At 53.2% G+C, this 25,884-nt stretch carries 25 protein-coding genes; 6 read left to right on the forward strand and 19 right to left on the reverse strand.

The features are described from left to right. Positions 1-187 precede the first annotated feature (187 nt). Both NSQ46_RS22595 and NSQ46_RS22600 read right to left on the reverse strand, forming a co-directional pair. Positions 188-493: a metalloregulator ArsR/SmtB family transcription factor gene (locus tag NSQ46_RS22595; RefSeq protein WP_007130770.1), complete on the reverse strand. Its 306-nt coding sequence runs from the start codon at positions 491-493 to the stop codon at positions 188-190. Next, entirely contained in the window at positions 474-1,544 is a 1,071-nt protein-coding gene (locus NSQ46_RS22600) for an NAD(P)/FAD-dependent oxidoreductase (protein ID WP_040739024.1), read from the reverse strand. The genes NSQ46_RS22595 and NSQ46_RS22600 overlap by 20 nt, the downstream gene beginning before the upstream one ends. 494 nt (positions 1,545-2,038) lie before the next feature. Between NSQ46_RS22600 and NSQ46_RS22605 the strand changes: the two genes are divergently transcribed. From NSQ46_RS22605 to NSQ46_RS22615, 3 genes are read left to right on the forward strand one after another with little or no spacing between them, the layout of a single operon-like run. Beyond that, positions 2,039-2,290 carry a FeoA family protein gene (locus tag NSQ46_RS22605; RefSeq protein ID WP_007130772.1) on the forward strand — a complete coding sequence of 84 codons (252 nt, stop codon included), beginning with the start codon at positions 2,039-2,041 and terminating at the stop codon, positions 2,288-2,290. After that, complete coding sequence (locus NSQ46_RS22610) at positions 2,287-3,021, forward strand: FeoB small GTPase domain-containing protein (protein ID WP_340901230.1); 735 nt, start codon at positions 2,287-2,289, stop codon at positions 3,019-3,021. The genes NSQ46_RS22605 and NSQ46_RS22610 overlap by 4 nt, the downstream gene beginning before the upstream one ends. Further along, positions 2,984-4,369 carry a nucleoside recognition domain-containing protein gene (locus tag NSQ46_RS22615; RefSeq protein WP_007130774.1) on the forward strand — a complete coding sequence of 462 codons (1,386 nt, stop codon included), beginning with the start codon at positions 2,984-2,986 and terminating at the stop codon, positions 4,367-4,369. The genes NSQ46_RS22610 and NSQ46_RS22615 overlap by 38 nt, the downstream gene beginning before the upstream one ends. 114 nt (positions 4,370-4,483) lie before the next feature. Here NSQ46_RS22615 and NSQ46_RS22620 read toward each other — a convergent pair whose 3' ends face one another. The 9 genes from NSQ46_RS22620 to NSQ46_RS22660 form a co-directional block, all read right to left on the reverse strand. Further along, a complete protein-coding gene (locus tag NSQ46_RS22620; RefSeq protein ID WP_007130775.1) occupies positions 4,484-5,368 on the reverse strand; it encodes a carbohydrate ABC transporter permease in 885 nt (294 codons plus the stop codon). A gap of 13 nt (positions 5,369-5,381) precedes the next feature. Then, positions 5,382-6,263, reverse strand: coding sequence for a sugar ABC transporter permease (locus NSQ46_RS22625; RefSeq protein ID WP_007130776.1), 882 nt, complete (start codon positions 6,261-6,263; stop codon positions 5,382-5,384). 99 nt (positions 6,264-6,362) lie between these two features. Then, complete coding sequence (locus NSQ46_RS22630) at positions 6,363-7,691, reverse strand: extracellular solute-binding protein (protein ID WP_028406780.1); 1,329 nt, start codon at positions 7,689-7,691, stop codon at positions 6,363-6,365. 112 nt (positions 7,692-7,803) lie between these two features. Continuing rightward, positions 7,804-8,592 carry a response regulator gene (locus tag NSQ46_RS22635; RefSeq protein ID WP_028406779.1) on the reverse strand — a complete coding sequence of 263 codons (789 nt, stop codon included), beginning with the start codon at positions 8,590-8,592 and terminating at the stop codon, positions 7,804-7,806. Next, positions 8,567-10,357, reverse strand: a complete 1,791-nt coding sequence (locus NSQ46_RS22640; RefSeq protein WP_213616068.1) for a sensor histidine kinase — start codon at positions 10,355-10,357, stop codon at positions 8,567-8,569. Before NSQ46_RS22640 ends, NSQ46_RS22635 begins: the two co-directional genes overlap by 26 nt. A 281-nt stretch (positions 10,358-10,638) precedes the next feature. Further along, positions 10,639-10,920, reverse strand: a complete 282-nt coding sequence (locus tag NSQ46_RS22645; RefSeq protein WP_213616066.1) for a hypothetical protein — start codon at positions 10,918-10,920, stop codon at positions 10,639-10,641. A 238-nt stretch (positions 10,921-11,158) separates the two neighbouring features. Next, positions 11,159-12,892, reverse strand: a complete 1,734-nt coding sequence (locus NSQ46_RS22650) for a hypothetical protein (RefSeq protein ID WP_342574744.1) — start codon at positions 12,890-12,892, stop codon at positions 11,159-11,161. Next, the gene (locus NSQ46_RS22655) at positions 12,873-13,244 is read right to left on the reverse strand and encodes a hypothetical protein (protein WP_342574746.1); all 372 of its coding nucleotides are present in this window, start codon (positions 13,242-13,244) and stop codon (positions 12,873-12,875) included. Before NSQ46_RS22655 ends, NSQ46_RS22650 begins: the two co-directional genes overlap by 20 nt. Positions 13,245-13,318: 74 nt before the next feature. Next, on the reverse strand, positions 13,319-13,543 hold the full coding sequence (locus NSQ46_RS22660; protein ID WP_006208732.1) for a LuxR C-terminal-related transcriptional regulator: 225 nt from the start codon (positions 13,541-13,543) through the stop codon (positions 13,319-13,321). 289 nt (positions 13,544-13,832) lie between these two features. Between NSQ46_RS22660 and NSQ46_RS22665 the strand changes: the two genes are divergently transcribed. Genes NSQ46_RS22665 through nagA form a run of 3 tightly spaced genes read left to right on the forward strand, consistent with a single transcriptional unit; the run spans position 13,833 to position 16,623 of the window. Further along, positions 13,833-14,708 carry a MurR/RpiR family transcriptional regulator gene (locus NSQ46_RS22665; RefSeq protein WP_007130783.1) on the forward strand — a complete coding sequence of 292 codons (876 nt, stop codon included), beginning with the start codon at positions 13,833-13,835 and terminating at the stop codon, positions 14,706-14,708. Positions 14,709-14,710: 2 nt separating this feature from the next. Then, positions 14,711-15,439: a glucosamine-6-phosphate deaminase gene (gene nagB / locus NSQ46_RS22670; RefSeq protein ID WP_007130784.1), complete on the forward strand. Its 729-nt coding sequence runs from the start codon at positions 14,711-14,713 to the stop codon at positions 15,437-15,439. Then, the gene (nagA, locus tag NSQ46_RS22675) at positions 15,436-16,623 is read left to right on the forward strand and encodes an N-acetylglucosamine-6-phosphate deacetylase (protein ID WP_210095155.1); all 1,188 of its coding nucleotides are present in this window, start codon (positions 15,436-15,438) and stop codon (positions 16,621-16,623) included. Before nagB ends, nagA begins: the two co-directional genes overlap by 4 nt. A 106-nt stretch (positions 16,624-16,729) precedes the next feature. Here the strand turns inward: nagA and NSQ46_RS22680 are convergent, their stop codons facing one another. The 8 genes from NSQ46_RS22680 to NSQ46_RS22715 all read right to left on the reverse strand — a co-directional run bounded on the left by NSQ46_RS22680 (position 16,730) and on the right by NSQ46_RS22715 (position 25,738). Further along, positions 16,730-17,785, reverse strand: coding sequence for a YhcN/YlaJ family sporulation lipoprotein (locus tag NSQ46_RS22680; protein ID WP_007130786.1), 1,056 nt, complete (start codon positions 17,783-17,785; stop codon positions 16,730-16,732). A gap of 210 nt (positions 17,786-17,995) precedes the next feature. Then, positions 17,996-18,943, reverse strand: coding sequence for an NAD-dependent epimerase/dehydratase family protein (locus NSQ46_RS22685; protein WP_007130787.1), 948 nt, complete (start codon positions 18,941-18,943; stop codon positions 17,996-17,998). Continuing rightward, complete coding sequence (locus NSQ46_RS22690) at positions 18,925-19,752, reverse strand: SDR family oxidoreductase (protein WP_007130788.1); 828 nt, start codon at positions 19,750-19,752, stop codon at positions 18,925-18,927. Before NSQ46_RS22690 ends, NSQ46_RS22685 begins: the two co-directional genes overlap by 19 nt. Further along, entirely contained in the window at positions 19,749-20,735 is a 987-nt protein-coding gene (locus NSQ46_RS22695; protein ID WP_007130789.1) for a polysaccharide biosynthesis protein, read from the reverse strand. The genes NSQ46_RS22690 and NSQ46_RS22695 overlap by 4 nt, the downstream gene beginning before the upstream one ends. After that, the gene (gene wecB / locus NSQ46_RS22700) at positions 20,725-21,819 is read right to left on the reverse strand and encodes a UDP-N-acetylglucosamine 2-epimerase (non-hydrolyzing) (RefSeq protein ID WP_342574769.1); all 1,095 of its coding nucleotides are present in this window, start codon (positions 21,817-21,819) and stop codon (positions 20,725-20,727) included. The genes NSQ46_RS22695 and wecB overlap by 11 nt, the downstream gene beginning before the upstream one ends. Before the next feature lie 128 nt (positions 21,820-21,947). After that, the gene (locus NSQ46_RS22705; RefSeq protein WP_007130791.1) at positions 21,948-23,351 is read right to left on the reverse strand and encodes a glycosyltransferase family 4 protein; all 1,404 of its coding nucleotides are present in this window, start codon (positions 23,349-23,351) and stop codon (positions 21,948-21,950) included. 148 nt (positions 23,352-23,499) lie between these two features. After that, entirely contained in the window at positions 23,500-24,621 is a 1,122-nt protein-coding gene (locus tag NSQ46_RS22710) for a glycosyltransferase (RefSeq protein ID WP_007130792.1), read from the reverse strand. 46 nt (positions 24,622-24,667) lie between these two features. Next, entirely contained in the window at positions 24,668-25,738 is a 1,071-nt protein-coding gene (locus tag NSQ46_RS22715; RefSeq protein ID WP_007130793.1) for a glycosyltransferase, read from the reverse strand. Positions 25,739-25,884: the final 146 nt, after the last annotated feature.

Genomic DNA, 25,884 nt, shown 5'->3' on the forward strand with positions numbered 1-25,884 from the left:
ACTGCAAGGTAGGAAGCACGCAGCCTTGCGAGCGAAGCCTTTCAGCCGTGGGCCTCTTCTCTGTCTCGCCGGATCCTGCGGACTTATGTCCTTGGTCATCGTTATTTTCGCGAACATTTATTTCCCAATACATTACAGCCAAGTCGCCTGTCATGTCAAGCAGGTTAAGCTTTCAGTTCAAGCTTCCTTAATGAGCAAGATGGTCCAGCACCTGGCGCAGAATGCCGATGACATGCTCATCCTCATATGTATAGTAATACGTGTTGCCGTCTCTCCGGTATTTAACCAGCCGCAAGCTTCGAAGATAGCTTAGCTGGTGGGATACCGCAGACTGGCTCATGCCGAGCACCTCGGCGATATGACCCACGGGGCATTCCTCTTGGGACAGCAGATGCAGAATCCGGATCCGCGTCGGATCCGATATCGCTTTAAGCAGCCGGGACGCTTCCATCGCCTGCTCCTCATGTAGAAGCTCATGGTGTTCCTTTTCCATTCCTTATCCCCTCTTTCTGAATCATCATCGCTCGCACAACCTCGCGGGCGTCCCGGCCGACGCCGGCCAGCAGTGATGAGCCGCGGTGCGTTTGCCAAGGCAATCCGACATAATACAATCCCTCGATCGGACTGACGCCGCGCGTATGGACAACCTTCCGGTTTGCATCCAGCGCCCCATCCACCTGCAGCCAGCCGTATGATGTAACGTAGCCTGTCGCCCAAACGATGTTCCGGACCGTCAGCCGGGAGCCATCGGCGAATTGAATGCCGGCAGCCCCGGCATGGACGGCTCTCGTTTTTAACACCACTTTACCGCACTTCACCGCTTGTTTCAATTCATAGCCGAAGATCGGATCTCTTTGACGCCGTAATCGTTGTCCTGCCCAAGAAGATGAATCGGCTCTCAAAATGCCCGCGAGATCCAGCCACCAGAACAGGCTGCGGCCGAAAAGCGACATAGGCAAGTACCGCGGCTGCTCAGCCAGTGCCAGGTAAGTTTCACGGGTATCGGCCAGCTCCGCCGCAATTTGGGCTCCGCTGTTGCCGCCGCCAACGACGAGCACCGGCCCGTCTTGAAGCTGTGAAGGCTCTTGATAGGCAGAGGAGTGGAGCTGCATAATGTCCCTCGGCAGATGTGAAGCAAAATCGGGGATTCTCGGCTGCTGGAACGGGCCCGTCGCCACAATCAGCGCACGTGATTGGAATACTTCACGCTCGGTATGGATCAGGAAGGTCCCTTCCTCCTTCCGGACAGCGACCACTTCGCTCCCGAACCGAATCGGCAGCTCGAACTTCGCGGCGTATTTTTTCAAATAAGCAGCCATCTCTTGTTTGTTCGGGAAGCCGATGGGATCCCCTTCAAGCTTCAACCCGGGGAGAGCGCTGTGGGTTCGCGGGGTGAACAGCTTCAACGACTTGTAACGCGAGCTCCACATTTCTCCCGCCTCCCTCCCCCGGTCCAATATGAGAAAATGCTGCCCTTCCCGCTTCAGCCAATACCCTGCCGCCATTCCAGCCTGTCCTGCCCCTATAACGATCGCATCATAAATCATGTCCGGTTCACCTCATCGATAAAATGGAATCATATTTTGATCGTATGATTATTTATATGAATAATTGCTCATATATAGATATATCATGGATCACCATTCCCCGCAATCCCAATCCACCATTACGAGTCCATCATGACGCCAGGTCCATCGTAATGCCGGGTCTACCATAATACCAGTCCATCGTAATTCCAGTCCATCGTAATGCCAGTCCGTCGTAATGCCAGGTCCACCATGATGCCAATCCATCATGATCCCAATTCTGCATTAGAAACGTCATATAATCTAATCGTCAAGCCGTCCTCTTCCGTGGCAACCGACCAACGATCCAGCAAAAGAGGAAGGGTGACCCGGTAATATCCGAATGGAATCTGAATAGAAAAAATTTCTTCTGCCAGTTGACAATGGAGCGAATCGGTCATACTATAGGCGTAAAGTTGCTTTAAGGAAACAATATATGCTCGGACCAATTTAATAGGGAGAGGTTAAACTTTATGGACGAGACTAATATTTTGCAGCATTTGCATCAGGCGTCTCTCGGGGAACGTTTCCTGATTGAGCGAGTCGATATACAGGGTGAGCTGAAACGCAGGCTTCTGGACCTGGGCTTTGTTCCGGGGGCCGTCATTGAAGTGCTGAAGGCGAGTCCGCTGGGAGATCCCATCTCTTATAGAGTAGCTGGTACGGTCATCGCATTGAGACAAGAGGAGAGTCAGTTAATCTGGGGCAAGGTGATGCCGTCATGAGAACTTATACGATTGCGCTGGCCGGGAATCCGAATACGGGAAAAAGCACGCTGTTCAACGCTCTCACCGGCCTCAAGCAGCATACCGGCAACTGGTCGGGCAAGACGGTAAGCTTGGCCAGCGGCTATTACGAATACAAGAATTCCCGTTTCCGGTTCATCGATCTGCCGGGAACGTATTCCCTGTTCTCCAACTCTGCGGACGAAGAGGTAGCCCGCGATTACATCGTCTTTGAGAAACCGGACGTGACGCTGCTGGTGCTGGACTCGACGGCGCTGGAACGCAGCCTGAATTTGGCGCTTCAAGTGCTTGAAATGACGGACCGGGTGATCGTCTGCCTCAATCTGATGGATGAGGCGAAGAAGAAAGGCATTAAGGTTGATGCAGGCAAGCTTGCGCAAAAACTCGGCGTTCCGGTTATCCCGATATCCGCCAGAAACAATGAAGGCCTGGATACGCTGTCCGAGCAGCTGCTTCTCATGTGCACCGGAAGCATTCGGACGACTCCTTACCGCATGAAGTATAACGAACGGCTGGAGGAAGAAATCGCCAAACTTGAGACGGAGCTGAAGCTGATCGTTGGCGATGAGTATCCGGCAAGATGGCTGGCGATCCGTTTTCTTGACGGGGACCGGAAGCTGATCGACACATTGAAACAGAAACTTGCCGCTTCGGATAGAGGGGGAATGATTTATGGAGCAGCTAAAGCGCTTGGAAGCACTAACCGGTAGCATTCCTGCCGACCAGGTGGATGACGTCCGGGAGTCGATCGTCGGGGAATTGTTCAAAAAATCCAGAGAGCTGTGCGCCGAAGCGGTCACCGTCACGGATCGCGAACGATTGTACCGTTCGGAGCGCCTGGACCGGATATTCACCTCCAAGCTGTGGGGGTTCCCGATCATGCTGGCCATGCTCGGCGTTATATTTTACCTGACGATTGCCGGAGCCAATGTCCCCTCCTCCATGCTGTCAAGCTTCTTCGGCTGGATTGAAGGCTATCTGACGGCGGCATTCGAAGCGGTTCACGCTCCGGATTGGCTGCATGGGATATTGATCCTTGGATTGTTCCGCGGCACCGCCTGGGTCATCAGTGTCATGCTGCCGCCGATGGCGATTTTCTTTCCGGTGTTTGCCCTGCTCGAGAACTACGGATATTTGCCTAGGGTTGCCTTCAATCTCGACCGCCTGTTCAAAAAATCAGGCGCTCACGGCAAGCAATCCCTCACCATGGCTATGGGGTTCGGCTGCAACGCCGCAGCGATTATGTCAACCCGGATTATCGAATCGCCGCGCGAGCGGATGCTGGCCATCCTGACCAATAACTTCGTGCCATGCAACGGACGCTGGCCGACGCTCATTCTGCTGGCTTCCCTGTTTATGGCTGCAGGTTTTTCAGGGGGCGTGCAGACGCTCGTAACCGCATCGGTTGTTATGGGCATGGTTCTCTTGGGGATCGTTGTTACGCTGACGGTGTCGTGGACCTTGTCCAAAACGGCGCTCAAAGGCGTTCCTTCCCACTATACCCTGGAGCTACCGCCCTACAGGAAGCCGAAAATACTGAATACCATTCTGCGGGCAACGCTCGACAAGACGATCTATGTTCTGCGCCGAGCCGTTATCGTTGCCGCGCCGGCAGGCGTGCTCACCTGGATTCTGGCGAATATTTATATCGGGGATACGAGCATTCTGCTTCACTTCGTCCAATTCCTGGATCCGTTCGCCAAGGCGCTCGGATTGGACGGCTTCATTCTGATGGCGTTTATCATCGGACTGCCCGCGAACGAGATCGTGCTGCCGATCCTCCTGATGGGGTACTTGGCAACCGGGTCGCTGACCGAGGTGGAGAACATGTTTGCTTTGAAGCAGATTTTCGTGGATCAAGGCTGGACCTGGCTGACGGCGCTGAATATGATGCTGTTCTCCCTGCTTCACTATCCGTGCGGCACGACCTTGTTCAATATTTGGAAGGAAACGAAAAGCTTTAAGTGGACCTTCCTGTCCTTTGCCATTCCGACGGCCATTGCGATTCTGGTTACCTTTATTGTCGCCCAAGCCGCGCGAGCGCTCGGGTGGGTCTGATACACCAAATCTGTCATGGTCAACGATATCAATGCCGCAGCCCGGTCTCTCATTCTGAGACCGGGCTGCTTAATATGTGACTCTACTTGTCACCCTTTAACAAAACGCATGCAATTATCCCTTCACCGAACCGGCTGCAATGCCTTCCACAATCCGGTCGCTCAGGAAGAGGAACATCAGCAGAATCGGCAAAATGCTGATCATCAGCGTCGCGCCGATGGCTCCCCAATCGGTCGTATACTGCCCGATAAAGTTCTGGACCCCCACGGTCAGCGTCTTGAACATATCCGAGCTGATGAACGTGTTCACGAAAATAAACTCGTTCCAGTTATAGATCATGTTGATGATTGCCGTCGTGGCCAATACCGAGCCTGTCATCGGAAGCACAATCCGGAAGAATACGCGGTGAACCGAGCAGCCATCCATGACTGCGGCCTCCTCCACTTCCCTCGGCAGCGTATAGTAAAATCCGAGCAGAATCATGATCGTGATCGGCATATTGAACGCCACATACGAAAGAATGAGCGACACCGGATGGTCGGTCAGCCCGGCTTTGTTGAACAGGCTGAACAACGGAATCAGCGTGGAGTGAACCGGGATCATCATCGCAACCATGAATAAGCCGAGAACGAAGGAGCTGCCCTTCCACTTCATTCTCGTTATGGCAAACGTCACGAGACTGCCCAGCATAATCGTCAATACGGTGGCGGCGACGGTAATCCAGACGCTGTTCAGAAAATACACGCTGATGTTGCCCGCGCTCCATACCTTTTCATAGTTCTCCCAGCGCGGATTCATCGGCAGCGACAATGGCGGCAGATCGAATACTTCCTGGTTGTTCTTCAGCGAGAACAGCAGCAGCCATACGAGCGGAAACAGCTGGAATACCGCCACTCCGATCAGCACAACATACAGCAGGGTGTACCCCAGCTTACGCGCACCCCCGCCGCCGGATCGGGATGGCCGGCTCCGGAGCTGTCCTGCGGCTCCTTGAATCATGAAACATCCCTCCTTATGAATATTGGATCGTATCTTTGGTTGCCGTTAATTTCCGAATGACCCAAGTCACCAGCAGACAGATGACCAGCAGGAAGAAGCCGATGGCGCTCCCGTAACCGAAATCATAAGCGCGGAAGGCCGTATGGTACATATAGGACGCCATAACCTCGCTCGCGCCGTTCGGTCCTCCGTCGGTCATAACAAAGATCAAGTCGAAATATTTCAAGGAGCCGACGACGGCGAGTACAATCGTTACCTTGATGACTTCCATGATAAGCGGCAGCTTGATCCGGAATGCAATTTGCAGCGAGGTCGCCCCGTCGATCTTCGCCGCTTCCACCAGCGATGCCGGGATGTTCTTGAGGGCGGCGTAATAGATCAGAATGTAAAAGCCCGCATACTGCCACAAAATCGGGATGAACAGGGCATACAGCACCAGCGAAGGCTCGGCGAGCCAGGCCGGCGGGTTCGTGATCCCGATCAACTCCAGGAAGCTGTTCACGATCCCGTTCGTCGGATGGTACATGCGAAGCCACAGCTGCGCTATGGCTACGGAAGACAGCAGCATCGGAATCAGATAGATTTTGCGGAACAGGCCGGCGCCTTTAATCTTTGAGGACAGCACCATCGCCACAGCCAGGTAAACGATCAGGCTGAGCGCGGAGAATACCGCAAGCAGCAGCGAGTGCCATGCGCTGTCCCAGAACTTGCCGTCGGACAACAGCGCCTGGTAATTGTCCAGCCCGATAAACGTCATCGCGCCGATGCCGTTCCACTCGTTCAGGCCGTAAAACGCCGTAAGCACGATTGGAATATACACGATCGCCATGATCACAAGCAAAGCCGGCAGCACGTACAAGGCAATGACTTTTTTATTGGACATTACTTTATCCAAAGTTATCGACTCCTTTCCCGAATCGGTCCTCCAGGAAGCATTTATCCGGCATCGCTGCCGGATAAATGGGATTCCCAGTCTCTTGGTTGCCTGATCGTCTTATTTCCCTTTGGATACGGCCTTGTCGTGCTCGTCCGAGAAGTTCTCCGGCGTGACCGCTTTGCCGAAGAGGGCCTGAATCATATTCAAATGCGTCTCGGCGGCATTCGCTTCCATCTGGACATCCGCAAACAAGGTAATGCTGCTTGCCTGGTTCATTTCGTTGAACAGGTCGATATACAGCTGCGGAAGCTCCAGCGATGCGGTATCCACCTTCGTTGCCGGAATGACGCCCGCGCCGGTCACCGATTGCTCGCCCCATTTCGTGACGAAGTACTCCACGAATTTCTTCGCTTCCTCCTTCACCTTGGAGTCCTCGGAGATGAACAGTCCGACGCCCGGACCGCCAACCCAGCTGTTAATGTCGCCTTTGCCGCCATCCACCGTCGGGAATTTGAAAAATCCGACGCTGTCGCGGAACTCCTGCGGAATCTCTTCATTGGTCGTAAAGTTCGGCAGCTCCCAGGTTCCCATCATATACATGGCGGCTTTGCCGTTCAGGAATTCGGATTTGGCCTCTTCGTTGGACAAGCCGTTGAACCCTTTAACAAAAGCATTGCCGTCGACCAGCGACTGAATTTCTGCGGCAGCCTTCACAAGAGATTCGTCCTTAAACGATACGTCGCCGCTAATCGCGCTCGCCAGCGTGTCCTGTCCGCCGATCCGGTCGGCGAGGTACATATACCACAGGGAGCCGGTCCAGCGGTCCTTATTACCCAACGCAATCGGTGCGATTCCGTTATCGGAGAGCGTTTTCACAATCTGCTTGAATTCCTCGTAGCTCTGCGGCACTTGCAGGTTATACTGTTCAAAAATCGCTTTATTGTAGTACACCGGAGCGATGTTGAACTCCAGCGGCAGCGCATAGGTCTTGCCATCGATCGCATAGGCCTCCGTCGTACCCGAGACGAATTTTCCGTTCAGCTCGCCGCTGAGCAGATCATCGACAGGCGCGAACAGATTGCCTTCCACATAAGGCTTTAAAAATCCGGCAGCCCATGTTACGCCGACATCCGGCAGCTCATTCGATGCAGAAAGCACTTTCAATTTGTTCTTGTACTGCTCGTTATCCAGAACCTCCTGCTTGATCGTCACGTTCGGATTCTCATTCTGATAATCCTCGATGATCTGGTTAACGATCTTGTTCTGGCCCGCGGATACGCCGGCCGGCCACAGATGCATGAAGTTTACGGTTACTTTCTCTCCCTCGCCGCTGCCGCTGCTTTTATCGCCGCCGGCCCCTTCGGTACCGCCGCCCGATCCGCAGCCTGCCGCAAATACAGCCAGGCACAATGTCAGAAGAAGAACTGTCCATTTTTTGTTGAACACGTTTCCAACCCCTTTTTTAGGATGTCTTTTGCGTAATGAAACCGCTTTAGTTCAATTGTAGCAATGAGGGGATGAACGGATAAGGTCATAACGATTGGGTCTAATTCCACTATTATTGGATCTTCTCTCCTGCATCCGTCACGCTCTGCCGGTATTGGCTCGGGCTTACCTGCTCCATGTCCCGGAACACTTTGACAAAATATTTGGATGTCTGGTAGCCGACCTGCTCCGCGATTTCAGCAACGGACAGGGGCGTTGCCGCCAGCAGCTCCTTCGCCCGCTGCACGCGCCGTCTTGTCAAATATTCGCTGAAGGTCAGCCCGGTCTGTTCCTTGAACAATACGCTGAAATAGCTCGCATTCAAGTGAAGCCCTTCAGCCACCTCCTTCAGGGATACCTGCGCCTGGAGATGCTCATCCACATACCGCATCGCCTCCTGCACCTGGACGCTGTACACCTTCTCCTGCCCTGCTGCCTCCAGGAGCTTCGGATCAACGAGCTTCTCCATCCGCGCTACGCGCTCCTTCTGGTCGCCGCGCTGAAGCGCCATCTCCACCGCTTCCACGAGCTTCCGCTTATCGATCGGCTTGAGCAAATAGTCCACCACGCCGAATTGGAGCGCCTTCCTTGCATAGTCGAACTCCGAATAACCGGAAATCACGATAATCACCGGAGGATGCCTCAGATCCTGCAGTCGCTCGATCAGCTCCAGCCCGCCGATTTCCGGCATGCGGATATCGGTCACAATGAGCTGCGCCTCGTGCTCCTGCAGCCATGCCAGCGCCTCAACGCCGCTGGCAGCGGTCTCGATCCGGTTGCGTCCGGAAGACCATGCTTCCAGTGTTTTTCGAATGCCTTCTCTTGTTCTCGGTTCATCATCCACGATCAATATCGTCTTCATGCGTCTCTTCCTCCCCGGGATTTCTACGGTACACGTTCGGGATCTCAAATGAGATGGTTGTTCCTGCGCCTGCCTCGCTCTGAATGCACAAGCCCGCTTGTCCGGCATCATAGTACAACCGCAAGCGCTGCTCGACGTTGGACAGGCCGACGCCGCTGTTTTTGGAAGACGGCACATGCCCTTTTTCCATGGAGGCATACAGGGACGCGAGGGTTTCCCCGTCCATGCCGGGTCCGTCATCCGATACGGACACCACCGTATGCCCCGGCCGTTCGGATGGCTGTGCCCGCACGATGACCGTGCCCGGTCCGAGCCGCTGCTCCACGCCATGGAGAATCGCATTTTCCACAATAGGCTGGATGAGCAACTTCGGGATCGGAACCGCCCTGCTCGCCTCGTCCGCTTCAATCCTCCAAGAGAGGCGGTCCAGCATCCGCATTTTCATAATGATCAAATAGCGCTCGGCATGATCCAGCTCATCGCCGATCATCACCCACTCATCCTCATCCTTCCGGTTAATCACGTAACGAAACAAGCCCGACATGGCCACTACGATTTGAGCCAGCTCTTCTTCGCCCTGATCATCGAGCGCCCAATAAAACGCTTCCAGGGTGTTGAACAGAAAATGCGGGTTAATCTGCGCCTGCAGAGCCTTCAGCTCGGTCCGGCTCTGGATAAGCTCCTTCTGATACACCACCTCGATCAATTCGTTAAGCGAATCGACCATCTGGTTATACGTATTGGTAAGCTCGTTGATCTCCATCGTCTTCGAGGTGACCGATATCGGCTTCAGCGTGCCGAACCTTGCCCCTCGCATCGACTTGATCATCTTGAGAATCGGGCGGATAATCATCGTCGTCAAGATGAAGCTAAGGATTAGGAACAGCAGCGCGCCGACCGCGCCGGATACGATAACCGCCGTCCGCAGCACCGAAATGCCCTCTGTCGTATAATCCACCGGCGTCAAAATCACGAGCGTCCACCCCGTGGCTTCCGACTGCTTCTGCACCGCGATATAATCCTCGTTACCTATGGTGACCGTCTCGCCCTCGCGATGCAAAATCTCCTTGGAATCCACCGTCACGTCGAAATCGGAGGATATTTCATGGCCGGCTTGATCGAACAGCCCCATCGCTTCCCGGGATTGCCCCGTATCGCCCGCCGAGTCGGCGAGCTCGAAATAGCTCTTCTCCAGCCGGACGAGCAAGTACCCGCCATGTGCGAAGGATTGGTCAACCAGGCGGACCCGCCGCATGGCTACGACCACATCCTGATCCCGGGGATCCTGCCCGAACCATACAAGCTTGCCCATTCCCTCGTCCGCCATCGCGATCCATTCGCCCCTCACCCGGCTCGCCAGGCTCCCCTCATCCAGCGGAAACAATCGCCGATAATCGGTCGTATACAGCTCCAGCGATCGAATACCGGTCGCGTAGGCCTCATATTTGCGAACCTCCTGCTGCAAAGACTGCCGCTCGCCGAACGTAATCGGTTTGCCTTCGGTTTCCTGGGTCAGGAATCGCTGGACCGTGGCATTCGTGGACACTTGGGCGGTCAGCGTATCGACCTGCTTAAGCAGCACATCCAGCTTGCCCGTGGCTTGAACGGCGGTCTGCTGAATATGCTTTTCTGCACTGTTGCGGAGCAGCACGGATACCTGCTCGTATACAAATGCGCCTACCAGCGCAAGCACGATCACCATGACCAGCATAAACCCGAGAAATATTTGATTTCGCAGCGTATTCAGCCTGCCGAATCGGTTCATGTTCCAAGCACACCCCTTCCCGTGGATAAACAGACTGTTATTCGCTGTGCACATCATGAGTGAGCGAAGCGAAAGCTTCGCCTCATGAGAAAGTTATAACAAACGATATCGGCTTAAGTCTATGGCTATGTTTATACTCGTAAGGAAATCCTTTGTAAGTTGAACAAATGAATGTAGTTAGGGCAAGTATGTAGAGTATTCCTTCAATCGCTGTTAGGCAAAAAAGAGGAAGGGCGCAGAATATGACTCTCTCGCCCTTCCTCATTCGCACATGCTCAGCTCTACACGGGATACAGCTCCTGATGCCGCTCCAATTCTCTTCGGCACGCCTTGCACAATCCTCTGACAGCCCCCGAAGCATCGGCATAAAACGTCAGCTTGCGCCGCTGCTTGCATCGGCTGCAGATCTGTCCTCTGCCCGCACCTCCGCTTCTTCGGCTTCTCGATTTCAGATCGATCACGTTACCGCCCTTCGCAGCTTGCCGTGTACGTCTTAATCGAGCGAAAAATACGGGAACGAAAACTGCGATGATTATGACCGCAATTCCGACCGCCACCTCCACGCCGGCCCACCTCCTCGCTCTTTAGGGCGCCAGAACCCGCTTTTTGGCCCTGTCTGGATTCCGGCTTCTATGCCCTCTTCCGGATTCCCTTCTGTCTCTTACAGTCTAACAAATGAGGTGCCCGTTCGGAAAGCAGCCTATTAAACCCTATTCCCATTCCGATGGAGGTGCCCATAAATGACCGCAATACAAGCGAAAGATCGGAATACGCCTTGTGCGCCTTGCTTCTGGCTAAAGCTTAATTTCCTGTTAAAAAACGCCTCTCGACCCAAACTCCCGGTGCCCCCGCAGTAATACACTCCCAACCATCAACAATATATTTGGTTCCTACCGTGCCCAGCTCCGCCCTATTTTCGTTCACAACACGATCACCCTTTTTCCAGCTACCCTGTGTTGGGATGGCCGGGCCTGTAACAGCAACGTTGTCGCCTTCCATTCTAATCTTGGTATACGTTGAATTAAATGAACCCACAGGGCCTGCTGATCGCGTTTTCCATCGTTCGCCCGTCGAGAGGAAATATCCGAGATCATAGACGTGCACGCCATTGCCTACAGGGATATCAACCCAATGCGTATACTGCCCGGCCATTTTGCCTCGGTAGAGTCTGATTTTTGACAATTGCATTTCAGGCCGATACGACACATTGAGATATGGAACTTGAGCTGCCGGATTGGTCACGTGAGCACTTTGTTCCCCTCCGCCCCATCTTCCAACCTCCCGATCTACAGGGCCGAAGTAGTACACTGCCTGATAGTAATACGTCCCAGCAGCTTCATCAAAGCTCGTATGGTTTGTGACGGGCACCCCGAACAGCACGAAATTCCTTGTGAACTCTGCCTCATTGATACTCGTGAATATTCGATTATCCGAAATGTAACTGTCTTTCGAGTAGAGCGGGCTGGCGTTCTCCCACTGTTCCGAAATTTTGGTACCGTCAAAGCTTATTTTTGCCGCCGTAGCCATTCCGAATGAAGGATCCAATGCGAACTGCGGACGCCGGAAGAAGTTTGTGATTTTGACATTCGTATTCTTGAAGTAAGCATCAAAATAATCGGGATCCGTGTAATTCTTCGACTGATCGGTTCTGCCCCTTAAGTGTATAACTGCATAGTTTTCGATGATGCACGGCATGGACGGTTTGTCGTTGGCTGCACCGGTTATCGTTAATGGGATCGGCTGATAATCCTTGTGGTACCAGTGATATATGTCCCTCAGCGTTACCTGGCTGGAGATGATATGAATCTTTCCGTGTTCGCAATGGAAATTCTCGATGGAAACGCCCATGGATTTATTGATCCGTATATCCCCATTTATGCATCCAGCGATTTTTCCGCCATTGCAATATTCCAGGTTCAGCAGATTAAAATTGCTGTCCGCGGCACCTGCTGTATGGCACCGATCGATAAAGAGCCCGTCGCCGTTGTATTTAATGTCAATAAGCGGGTCTGTGCCCATACAGTTCACAAAATAAAGTTTCTCAAGATGCATCATATCGGAGTAATCGCCGTCACTGAACCCCTCTTTCAAAATCCCTTTGTACACACCTCTAAATGTGATGTTACGAAAATTTGTTTTCCCTCTGGTGTAGAACGCCTTAGCGTCCGACAATTGATGAGGATTTTCGAATTTGAGGTTTTGGATGGTAGGAACCTGTTCCCCACCCCATTTCACGATGGTCGAGTTTTGGAGGGTTGAGTTCACGTAAAACAAAAATCCACCTGTCAACGTCCCGCCGCTCAAAGGGATTATCTTGGCCAGATTCCCTTCAATGCTCACATTATGTGGGATTTTGACTGTATTCTTAATGCCGTAAGTTTTAGTCCCATTAAGAATGATAGTCCCAGCCTTGCCCCCCAATTTATCGATCGCGTCCAAAAAAGCTTGAGTATCATCGGAGCCATCACCAGCCGCACCAAATTGAGAAATGCTCACTCCAAAATCGAATTGTTGATCACGGATTTGCTTGTCCATCGGATGCCACCGCCTTCTCTTTGATGGCCATTGCAGCATTGCCATTAGCAGGAGCAAACGCCGTCCCATCCCCCAGCGTATCATCAGCCGATTCTGCTTTGATCTTTACCTTCATACCTCCGTCATCGCTGTCGGCCAGGTTGATCGCTTCGCCAGCGTTGTTGTATTGCTTGTTAAGCAATGGTGCAGCATCATACGCACTGCTCATACATGGTTCGCTCCTTTTTTGACTGGTTTGGACCTCGCCGGTCGTTACTTCATCATATGCCATGTTTTCATGTGTGCCTTCGGTTTGTATTGTTTCGCTAACATAGCAGCAAGGATACAGGGAGAAGTCACCTTCCTCCAACACAAAAAAGCCTTCTTGCTCCCCTTACAGGGGAAGAAGGCTTTCGCTGTGCTCTCGTTCATACAACCGGCATGATGTCAGATCTTTAACTCACCGAGTTTTATCAACTCAACGACAGCTTGCGAACGGCCCTTGACGTTTAGCTTCTGCATGACGTTGGAAATGTGGTTACGCACCGTCTTTTCGCTAATAAACAACTGCCCGGCGATGTCGCGAGTCGTTTTGTCTTGAACGAGCAATTCAAACACTTCGCGTTCACGGTGGGTTAACAAGAACTTGCTGTTATGGTCGGTCCCCTTCAATGGTGTCACCCCTCCTTGCCCGGGTATGTGTGGTCTAACAAGGTTTAGGGATACAGTCAACTCATATTATGTTGAAAATGGGGGGATGGTGCGCGTGCTGCCGCCATTTGGGCGTATTATCGACGATTAGTGATTTTTATCCTTGCTTATCCGCACACGTTGTTCTATGATGATGTTGTTAAAAATTATTTTCTTTTCATTTTCATTTTCAATAAAATTATTTTCATGAATTCGCACCTGATGCCGCACGATAAGCTTACCGGGAATCAGTGAAAAAAGGAGGCTTGCGATGACACCGATCCTGCATATTATCTCTGTCGAAAAGGACCGCCTGCCCCGGCAGGAAAGACGGCTCGCAGAGTTCATTTTGGCGGCCCCGTCCGAGATCGTGCACATGGGCATTAAGGATCTTGCCGATCAGTGCGAAGTCAGCGCCGCGACGGTAACCCGCTTTTGCAAAAATTTTCAATGCAAAGGGTATCCTGATTTTAAGCTCAAGCTTGCCTCTGAGATTGCGCATGCCGAGATGGCAGCGCGGACCGGCAACACCCGCTATCAGGATATCGTGGCCGGGAATCCGCTCGCAGGCATTGTCGAGGCGATCGAATCCAATCATCTGACCTCGATTCGGGACACCACGGAGCTCCTTGATCTCGGGCAGCTGGAACGGGCAGTGGATGCCCTGTGCCGCGCCAAGCGGATCGATCTGTACGGCGTTGCTACTTCATCGATCGTGGCCCAGGACTTCTATCAGAAGCTGATCCGGATCGGCAAGAACTGCACGGCCTTCGCAGACTCCCATATGCAGATCACATCGGCTTCGACCTTGACGTCAAGCGATGTGGCCGTAGCGGTCTCCTACTCGGGCGAAACGCCCGAAACGATTGATGCGCTTGCTTGCGCAAAGGATGCCGGCGCATTTACGATCAGCATCACTTCTTATCGAAGCAGCGCGATATCTGCCTTGGCGGATATCACACTGTATTCTTCCTCGCTGGAGGAAGGCATGCGCCGGGGCGATATGGCTTCCCGGATCGCGCAGCTTCACATTATCGACATCCTGTTCATGGGAATGGCCAGCCGTGACTTTTCCACGTATGTACCGAGGCTGGAACAGTCCTATCTGAATGTTAAAAACTACCGCAAAAGCCGAGGAGGACATTGAAGATGAATATTTTCATACTGCGTGACGAAGAACAATTTGTACAAACAGGCGCCAGCCTGATCTCGGGACTGCTGCACACGAATCCACGGGCAACCCTGGGTCTGGCTACGGGCAGCACGCCGATCGGTTTGTACGCCAAGCTGATTGAAATGAACAAGCAAGGGCTGGTCAGCTTCGCGCAGGCTACGACTTACAATCTGGACGAGTATGTCGGTCTGCCTGAGAACCATCCGGAAAGCTACCGGACCTTCATGAACGAAAAGTTCTTCAACCATATCGATATTCAGATCGAGCGGACGCATGTGCCAAACGGCAATGCAGCAAATCTCGAAGAAGAGTGCCTGAATTACGACCGGATGCTCGAAGAGCACGGCCCGGTCGACCTTCAGCTTCTCGGCATCGGCCATAACGGTCACATCGGCTTCAACGAGCCTGGCGAATCCCTTACCGGGGGAACCCATTTGGTTGAGCTTCAGGAGAAGACTCGCACGGCGAATGCAAGATTCTTCCCTTCCTTGGACGATGTCCCTACCCATGCCATCACGATGGGAGTGGCCAGCATTCTAAAGGCCCGTCAGATCCTTCTTCTCGTTCGGGGCGAGGATAAAGCCGAAATCGTGCATCGCGCACTGAAGGGGCCAATTACAACGGAATGTCCTGCATCCCTTCTTCAGTGCCACTCCAATGTGGTCGTTCTTCTCGACCAAGGCGCAGGGAGACTGTTCGTATGAAAAACGACACCTTAGCTCAAATGCAACTGCTGTATGGAAACGTGCTGACACCAACAGGTCTGATCCAGGAAGGCGTGCTCGCCATCGCAGGAGAGAAGATTGTTTATGCCGGTGAAGCTGCCGGATTGCCGGCCGAGCTTCAGCAAAATAATGCTCAAGTGCTCAAGCACCCGGATGGTTACATCATTCCCGGCTTCATCGATATTCATGTCCATGGCGGCAACCGCGAAGACTTCATGGATTCGAGCAAGGAAGTTTTGGATAAAATCACATCGTTCCACAGCTCCCAAGGCACGACGGCAATGCTGGCGACGACGATGACCGCGCCGAAGGCAGATATCGACCGGGTTCTGAATGAGGTACAGAATTACCGTAATCAAGAGATGCCTTATACCCGGCTTGAAGGCGTACATCTCGAGGGGCCATTCATCAGCCCAAAATGGCCTGGAGCTCAAAACCCCGAGCATATCGTCCTGGCGAACATCGAGTGGCTCGAGGAATGGGTATCGACGTATCCTGGCCTTGTTCGGCAGGTCACCCTTGCCCCTGAGCGCGAAGGCGCACTGGAAGCCGTGAAATGGCTTAGCAGCCATGGTATTGTCGCTGCGCTGGGTCATACCGATGCAACCTATGAAGAAGTCGAGGCGGCCGTTGAGGCCGGTCTGAGCCATGGCGTGCATACATTCAATGCCATGACGGGTCTGCATCACCGCAAACCCGGCGTCGTCGGAGCCATGCTGAGCGATGACCGTCTGAGCTGCGAGATCATTGCCGACGGCATCCATGTTCATCCGGCAGCGATGCGAATTCTGGCTCGCGTGAAGCCTCAAGATAAGCTCATCCTTATTACGGATGCGATGTCCGCAGCAGGGATGCCTGACGGCGAATACACCATAGGCGATTTGCCTGTCGTCGTAGAGGATGGCATCGCTACGCTCAAGAGCAACCGCAACAGTCTGGCAGGCAGTACCTTGACCATGATCAAGGGCTTCCAGCTTCTCGTTCGCGAGGTTGGGTTAAGCCTGGAGCAGGCTTCGCTTGCCGCCAGCACGAACCCGGCCAGGAAGATCGGCATCGACGACCGCACCGGTTCGCTTGAAGCCGGCAAGCTCGCCGATGCGCTGCTGCTTGATCATAAGCTTGAGCTGCAGGGCGTATGGATTCAAGGAACGCGCAAACATTAAGCTGTAACAGCGATTGAAGTATGAAGGAACATGCAAAGGAGCTGCCATGTTAAGGATGTACTCATCCTAACGGGCAGCTCCTTTAGCTACAGCGAATGTTTCGGTTTTACCGGCTGTTCCGGTTCCCGCCGAACCATCCATCATCCGTATCGTTTCTCATGAGATTGCCGCGGGTATCATTCATGCCGTCACGTCCGCCAAGGTTAAGCGGGAAGATGCGGTTGATCCATGAACCGAAATCACGGGAAAGCGTACCGAACGTGTTGCCGGCATTGCCGTTGGTAGCAAATCCGTTTGCTTGTTGATAAAAATCCTGATCCGAGGAAACATAAACCTGCTGGATATGCGGAGCCGTCTTGCGAATTTTGCTGCTGATTTCCATACGGATATGCTGCGGAACATCATTAGCGTTATTATTTGTGTTCATCATTCCCATATTGTTACCGTTATAAGTTCCATAAGGCACGCCGTTAATGCCTGTTCCGATTCGGGTGTCGTTCATGTTGCCGTCAGTGCCTCTCGTACCTGTCATCGTGTTGGTACGCGGGGTGTTCATCGTATTGAAGCCGCCGTCAGCGAAGCCGTTGTTCCGCGTCGTACCGCGAACCCCGAAACCGCGCGTATCCGCATTGCCGCCAAGGCCTGTACCAAATCCGGTATTGTTATCTACGGTACGTCTGGTATTGTCGGTCATATCGCGAAGAAGACCGACACTGCCGGTGCTTGTGTTATACGTGCCGTCCATCGCATTGCTGCGGGTTCTAGTCGTCATCGTTCTGCCGGTACCGGGACTAATTCCCGTCGTACGTCCGTTGATGCTGTTGGTTTGTGCTCCGCCGTTCTGGTTGTCCAGAGCCAGCGAGACATAAGCGTTACGGTTGGTTACAAACACATGCGCAGAGCCTACGCCGCTGATGCGGGACACTTTAGCGGAAAGCTCCCGGCTGTATTTCAGATTTGTAAGGTCGTGCTGCGTGCCTGTTGGAGTTTGGTTGTTCCGAATGGAATTTACCCCGACACGGCCGCCGTCGACATTATTCGTGCGCGTCGTATTGCCGTTGTTCGCTTTGCCGTTGTTCGCATTGCCGCATCCTGCAACTGCGGTCATGCTGAGAAGCAGGGCCGCGGAGACGGTCAGGTTGAGGGCTTTCGATTTAATCATGTTCATCCTCCATCTCTATAATAAGTGTAGTAACACCGTTAGGATGGCTTTGCGGCAGTAGCGGTATGCTGAAAGGTTTTAACATGGAATATAAGTGTATCCTCGGTTCAACGGCACTCCTGTATGCGAAACACCCGCTTTTCGGTCCGCTGCCATATAAAAAATGCCGATGGAATTCCATCGGCATTTGATATGGATCAGCTTACGTACTTAGCGGGCTCGGCTTCGCGCATACTCCATAATATCGGCGACCGATTCCGCCAGCCTATACCTTGGCATCCAGCCTAGCGACTTCAGAAGAGCGGCTCCTTGCCCATCACCACTTCCTTTATTAAGTGAATCGGCCGACAAAGGACTCGATTCAGGGCCCCAATCGATAGGCACCGCTTCCTGCGTCAAACCAAGCAGCGCCTGGGTCAGCTCTTCGAGCGTATGATTTTCTCCGGATTCGATCGGGTAGGTTACGCCTGGCGTACCGTGGCTTAAGAGATATCCGTATGCACACACCGCATCCCGCACGTCCAGGAAATCCCTGGATTCGTGACGCGAGCTTATTTTAAATACCGGACGCGGTCTTCCGGCTTCGAAGTCGGCGATATAGCGAGCCAGCAGCGTGCAAAAGCCTCTGGATTCTCCCGGGCCGATTAGATTGGATGGCTCCGCTAAAATAATCGGCTGGTTATACAGACTGTGCCAGGCGGCAGCGGCCCATGTGCCAAAGGTTTTGCTGAGACTATATGGATGCGGCACGGCGGCCGGCCCTTTGGCCGGATCGATGCTGAGACGCGAGCCCACCATGAGGATGACGCTATCCGGACGATGGCGGCGCAGCGCCTCAAACAAATAGACGGGAGCCATCGCATTGCTCTCCATATATTGATCAGGATGCTCCCACGACTCGGAAGCTGAATTTTTTCCGGCCAAATGCAGAACATAATCAGGAAGACTCTCCTTCACCAATCGTTCGGTTTGCTCCCGATCCTCCAAATGGCATTCCCGCGGAAGCACTTCCGGGATGGCCTTAAGCCGTGTCAAATCCCGTCCAGCAGCGATAACCGTACAGCCCTGGCGGATAAAATACGCACAGGCATGAAGGCCGGTAAACCCGGAGGCTCCTGTAATGAGAAGCTTTTTCTTATTTAATGTGCCTGCTGCCATTCATACATCTCCTTTAACATGCGAACATAGTCGGGGAACGGATACACGGCATCCAGCCGTGTATTCCGGAGCGTACGGTCCTGAACGAACTCATCGGACGGCACAACATCGACGTCTTGCTTTCCCCATATGTCCTTGAACAACAGCAGCAAATCGTATTTGCTAACCGGATTGGGATGACCGAGATGTATCAATCCTCCGACATCCTTATTCATGAAGAAATCGATGGCTTTCGCCAGTTCCAGGGTCGTGACTCCATTCCATTTGACGGCACGGTATCCCGTAACCTCCCCCCGCTGCTTCATGAACCAGTTGAACAAGCCGATTCCGCTCGGGCGGATCTCCGGACCGATAATAGAAGTCCGTATCGTTAAATGATCGGGCTCACGCACCTCACCCAGCGCCTTCGTAAGCGCGTAGGCGGAGATTCCATCGGGAAGATCATCTTCCCGATAGCCTCCTTTGTTCCCAAGAAACACACAATCCGTGCTGATGTGGATAAGACGTGCCGAGATGGCGTCCGCCAAATAACGCAGACGGTGCGGCAGGAAGCCGTTGATATGATATGCATTTATTTTGTCATCCTCAGCCCGTTGATTCAAGACCCCGACGGCGTTAATGATAATATCCGGCCTTACCGCCCGAACGACATGCTCCACTGCGCTCATATCGGTAACATCCAGCACCAGGCTTTTGGAATCGCAACTGTCTCGGGTGGTATAAAAGACATGGTGCTTGCCTGATTGCTGAAAGTACTGAACAAGGATATGCCCAGCCATTCCGTTTCCCCCGAGAATGAGCATTTTCATGACAAGAAGCCTCCGCGCCGCAGGATCTCGCGAATTTCGTCTTTATTCATTAAATTATGCTCGGAGCTGAAACTGCTGAACGATACCTTCGGCAGGCCTTGATACCGCTCTTTCAGATTCGGAATGTCGAGGGTCGGAAGAATAACCAGGTACTCGTCGTCATAGACGACGGTCGTCAAGCTTTCGAAATCACTCATCAGAATTTCATGGATTTTCTCGCCGGGCCGTGTGCCGGTTTCAACCAGGCTGACCTCGCTTCTTCCGGATGCCTCGATCAGCACGTCCGCCAAATCGACGATCCGGCAGGTCGGCATCATCATCACGAAGATTTCGCCGCCTACGCTTTCAACGGATGCTTTGAACAGCAGGGAGATGGCATCCTTCAGCGTAAGGAAAAAGCGCGTCATATTTTTATCGGTGATACTGATCTGACCCTTCTGCCTAATTTGGCTGTTGAATACATGCACGACGCTTCCGTTGGTTCCCAGCACGTTGCCGCCCCGGACACAGACGAACTTCGTCGTCGGGCTCAGCAGGTTCGCGTAGACGATCAGCTTCTCGCCGATCGCTTTGGTCATGCCGTAGAAATTGGACGGGTTGGCCGCCTTGTCGGTCGATATATAAATGACCTTTTTCACATTGTTCTCAATGGCGGCCTCGATCACATGCTGCGTGCCGACCACATTGGTCTTCAGCGCCTCGTAGGGATGCTCCTCGCACACGGGAACATGCTTCAGCGCCGCCAGATGAAATACGTAATCGACGCCCTGACAAGCCGCGGTAAGCGCCTCCTTATCGCGAATATCTCCGATCCGGAACGTCAACCGCGGATCCTCGAACTCACGGTCCATCGCTACCTGCGTCGCCTCGCTTCTGGAATAAACGATAACCTGCTTCGGATCCATCGGCAGCAGCTGGCTGATCAATTCATGTCCCCAAGAGCCTGTGCCGCCGGTCACCAAAATCCGTTGATTAGTGAACATTCATTTTCCCCCCAAGCACAAATTTTACGACGGTATGCGACACATTGTCCGCCAGATAGCCCTTCGGGCACTTCCAGTCACGGCTCAGCTGCGTCATGAGCTTAACCGCCCCGTGAATTCGCTCGGCATCAAGGCCGGAAACGATATTGCTGCCGCAGTCCACCGTTTCGGGCCGCTCCGTCGTCCGTCGAACCGTTACCGTGGGCACATGCATAATGCAGCATTCTTCTTGTACGGTACCGCTGTCCGTAATAGCGCATAGTGCCTCTTTCTCCAGCCTTACAAAATCAAAAAAGCCGAACGGCTCATGAAATTCGATTAGCGGATGAAGCGGAACGTCCGCCACCTCTTGCAAACGCGAAGCCGTCCGAGGATGCAGGCTGGTGATCAAACGGTGGCCGAAGCTTTCCGCGACGGCATTCAGCCCTCTGAAGATTTCTCTCAAATGCTCAGGCCGATCGACATTTTCCGACCGGTGAATCGTTACCAGAAAGTACTGCCGGCTGGTTAAGGACAGCTTTTCCATAATCATGCTTTCACTGACCTTGGCATCATAATGCTTCAAAACTTCATAGATCGGATTACCGGTTAGGACAATGCGCTGACTGGGAAATCCTTCCCGGAGCAGATGATTTTTGCTGTAGCTTGTATATGGCATATTGATGGTGGAAACCGCGTCGATGATTCGGCGGTTCTTCTCCTCGGGCACCTCCAGGTCAAAACAGCGATTCCCCGCCTCCATATGCACGACGGGATATCCCAACCGCTCGGCCAGTATGGCGCATAACGCACTGTTCGTATCGCCAAGGAGCAGTACAGTGTCCGGCTGCTCCTTCTGCAAAATTTCCTCGATGCGGCTAAACATGACGGATAGCTGTCCACCCAAAGTGGCCTGCCGATCCTGAAGCACATAATCCGGGGCACGGAGACCCATCTCCGAAAAAAATATTCCGCTTAGCGTTTCCGTGAAGTTTTGCCCCGTATGAACAAGCACATGCCGCTTCGCATACCGATCCAGAAGAGGAATGATCAAGCTTAGCCGAATAATTTCAGGCCTTGTACCCAAGATCGTCATGACTTTCATATTGGATTCTCCCTTGCCAACTTAATCACAGATCCGAGGGCGATCATTGACGCAGCACGATCATTCTTCTGCTTTAAGCGGAGACAGCAGCTGTCTGGTCTGGTCCTTTGCTCTGCTAGTTCGTTGTGCTATGCCTTTCTTCGCCTCACGGACGTTCTGCGTATTCTTATTTTTGTCGCCCGGCGTCTTGCTTTTCTAAGCTCAAATCTTCTGCTCTTTCGGGCAGTGCGTAGATGCGGAAACGAGAAGCCTCTCTTCTTCCGGTTCCGTCCCCGGCTTTTATGACGTGATGAAGGCAGCAAATGCCGGAAGTTGATCGCCTTATTAATTTGGAACCATGAAGGCTGCTCCGTCATCCAGCGAGTAACCATGCCGTTGACGCGTGCTCTGTAGAGTTCAGGACCATAGACGGACACCACCTGTGCCCTGTTTTGCTGCCCCAATGCCTCCCCGTGATCGGATTGCTCCAAAACGGCCGCCACTTTTTCCGCTAAAGAGGCCGGGCTCGAAGGTTCTGCCAGCATCTGCGGGCATCCTACAGCCGTAAGCATTTCCGCAAGCCCGCCGGCAGCATAGGCAACGACCGGTTTCCCATAGAGCAGTCCCTCAAGGGCCGTAAGGCCAAATCCTTCCGGAACCAAACTCGGCACTACCACAATATCCAGTGCAGGGTACACTTGCTCCATATCCTCCTTGGATCCGGAAAATATGAACCGGCTTTGCGCGCCGGCAGCTTCGATGCGTTCCCTGCATTGCTTCTCATAGCCTGGATCCATCACACTGCCTACGATTAGAAACAGCGCTTTAGCGAATGTGTCCTTAAGGGAGAGGGCCATGTCAATAAAATGGTGCACGCCCTTCGTTTCGATGAGAAACGAGGAGATCATGCCGATAACCGGAATGTCCGGGCCGATGCCGAGTCTGCTCCGAAAGGATTCCCTAAGTGCGGGCCATATTTCGGGATGAATGTCGAGATCGTTCCAGGACGGAGGAAGAATCGTCATCTTGGACTGCCTGACATCCACAGGAAAATACTGGGCCACGGATTCGGAGATACTGATGATCCAGCTGCTGTATTGGTGTATCAGACTAGCCGACAGGTGGGCGTACCCGTTATTCGTAATCATCTCGGTCAGCTGCCATAGAACCGGGATACCAAGCTTCTTCCCTGCAACAGCCGGAAGCAAATGCACGCAGGTGTTGGTAACGATGACGCTCGGCGACTCGCCAGCGATCCACTGGACGAAGGAGCGGAATACCGAAGTGGATACCAGCCTGTCAGCCTCGGCAAGCAGACCCGGACCAGGGGTGTATATACTGTGCAGCAGAGGGACCTTGTAGATTCTGACATCATGCCCCGACGCTCTGGCGAGTGTTGTCAGCCTGCCTTCATTTGGGGCAACCAGAACGCATTCGAAATAAGGGGAGATTTGCTGGCAGAAGAACAGGAGCAGTTTTTCCGCTCCCGTTATGCTTGTCGGATTACAAACGTGCGAGAATATCAACATCTTCGGTTTAAGGACCATCGGCATTGTCCGCATCTCCAGTAACCGTGGTTTGAGCGCAGTACCGGATGCGATCCACCTCCTTTTCACCCAGTTGGTACAATATATTAGAGAGACAAAGATACCGTAACGACACTTGTTCCTCCAGCATTCAACTATTTATGGCTTCATGCCCTTAAGGAAAGATGACCGAGAGCAGCGTATTCAGACGGTGCGCATAGGTATGCTCCCCATACGTTCTCTCCAACGCGCGGTGCGCAATGTCTTTTCGATGCTGATCGTTCGCAAGATAATATTCGATCTTCTCCAGCAGCTCACTTTGCGAACGGTACGTCTCAATCTCGATGCCCGGCGTATAAAAACGCGCCAAGTCCTCTCGCTCGTCGACTAGCTGCAGCGTTCCGCAAGCGTTGATCTCGAACGTGCGCGGATTCGGCGATGCGGCAGGAATTCGGCCACTGTTCTGATTGATATCATCGTCATCGACAGCCCGGTGCAGGTTAATGATGATTTTGGCGCTGTTGTAGACGTCTGCGGTCTCCGCAGGGCCCATCCATTTATTGACCTCGATCCGGTTGCTGAATCTGGCGTAACCCGGGAGCCGTTCCCACCAGTTGCCGCTGATGAAGGTACGATGCCGCATCAGCTGATCCATGATCGGCTCGAAAAAACGGATCCGCTTCGGATAAGCCGTGCCGACGAATCCGATGTCCCGGCTCGCTGCCGCCGGCATGGCGATGGGGCGGTAATGGAGCGGGAAGGCGCCGAACGGCAAATAGTGAACCTGTGCACACCCCAAATTCTGATAATGTGCTACGCAGTTCAGCTCCAGCGTAAATATATAATCATAGTGATGAATCCAGCCGACCGATATATCCGTGTAGTACGGATCATCCGTCATCCAAACGGCGGTCCGCAGCCCCATCGACCGGATGGCGTCCATCTGCTCCACAGGCATATACATCCCGTCCAGCACCAGCACGAGGTCCGGTCGGGTCCGGCTAGCCTCGGCCGCCACATCCTGCTTCGCATCCGATACGGTCACTTGCGAAACCATCGTATGCAGAGTTGCAATAATCGCCTCATCGATCGGAGAGTACGGGAAGCCTTTACCCGAGCTGACAAATAATACATGCAGATTCCGCAGCGTAGGGGCGTACAACACCCGATTCACGATTCCTTGCGACTTTCCACGGAAATATCCATCCATATAACCCTGTTGCAAGCCGGAGCTGCGCCCTTGCTCGTAGGCATCGGCAGCAGCCCGTTTCGGGCCTGCGGCAAACATTCTGGGCATCCGCTTCACTCCTAACGTTTTTGTGTTTTCCGACACACGCGACCGTTCATAACGGGATTTTTCCCAGCAGCTCGGGAAGCCTGTGCGCATAGGTATGCTTAGACATCGTAGAGGCAACCGCACGCATGGCTATGCTCCGGCGGTGATCCTCGTTGGCAAGATAATAGGAAATCTTCTGCTTCAGCTCCTCGACAGAACCGAAGGTTTCAATGTCGACGCCGGGTGTATAGTACATGGTTAAATCCTCGCGGATGTCCGTCAGCTGCAGTGTTCCGCAAGCATTGATTTCAAACGTCCGCGGGTTGATCGAACGTCCTTGCAGATTCATAATGTTGCGATTGTCGCTCCCTCTTTCGCTTGGGCGGTGCAGATTGATCACGATCTTCGCCCCGTTGTAGAATTTAACGGTTTCGGCTGCCGGAATGAATCCGCTGTACACAAAAGGCGACAGCTCCTTGTAACGGGCCAGCCTCTCCCAAAAACCGCCGATAATGCGCACACGCTTACCGGCCAAAAACGGAGCCAGCTCATCGAATAAGGCGGCGCGGTTGCGGAAGGCGTTGCCGATAAAGCAAATATCCGACTGATAGGCGGGTCCTGCCATGGTCGGGGCAAACAGCTCCGGGTGAACGGCGAGCGGCATATAATGCACCTCCTGCGCTCCAACGCTTTGATACAGTTGAACGCAGCTGAGCTCATGCGTGAACACGACGTCAAAGTGCCGGGACAGTTCGGGCGTTTCATCCGTGAAGTAGGGGTCATCCACGAACCAGATCGCTGTTCGAAAGCCCTGCTGACGCACTTGGTCCAACGATTCACGGAAATGCTCCGGAAATACATGCAGGCCGTTCATGACCAGAATCAAGTCCGGTTTTACCGACAGCGTCGTCTCCAGCAAGGTTTCGGGGCGCCCGACGATGCATTCACGGACCATGCCGCCAAGCGCCTTCGTGATCCCTTCGTCAATCGATTCAAACCCTTGGGGAATATACAAAATTCTTGCATCGAAAAATGGCGGCGCCGCAGGCGGAATGCGCTCTATAAGCGCGCGATATCCTCCAACGCGGTAGCCTTCGTTATAGCCGGCCTGATAGCCTTCCTTCTGACCTTTACGCATCGCTAAACTCACGGCTTTTCACCCTGTCTTTTGTGAGATTTGCTCAGGTTCATATAACTATATGCCGGGAGGACGGATGCATCATGGACGATTGTCCACTAATGCCAAGAAATTGGCGCATGCCCGTAATGCATCAAGCTTGTCCC

The sequence above is a fragment of the Paenibacillus sp. FSL M8-0142 genome, assembly GCF_038597315.1.
GTDB lineage: Bacteria > Bacillota > Bacilli > Paenibacillales > Paenibacillaceae > Paenibacillus_AQ > Paenibacillus_AQ lactis.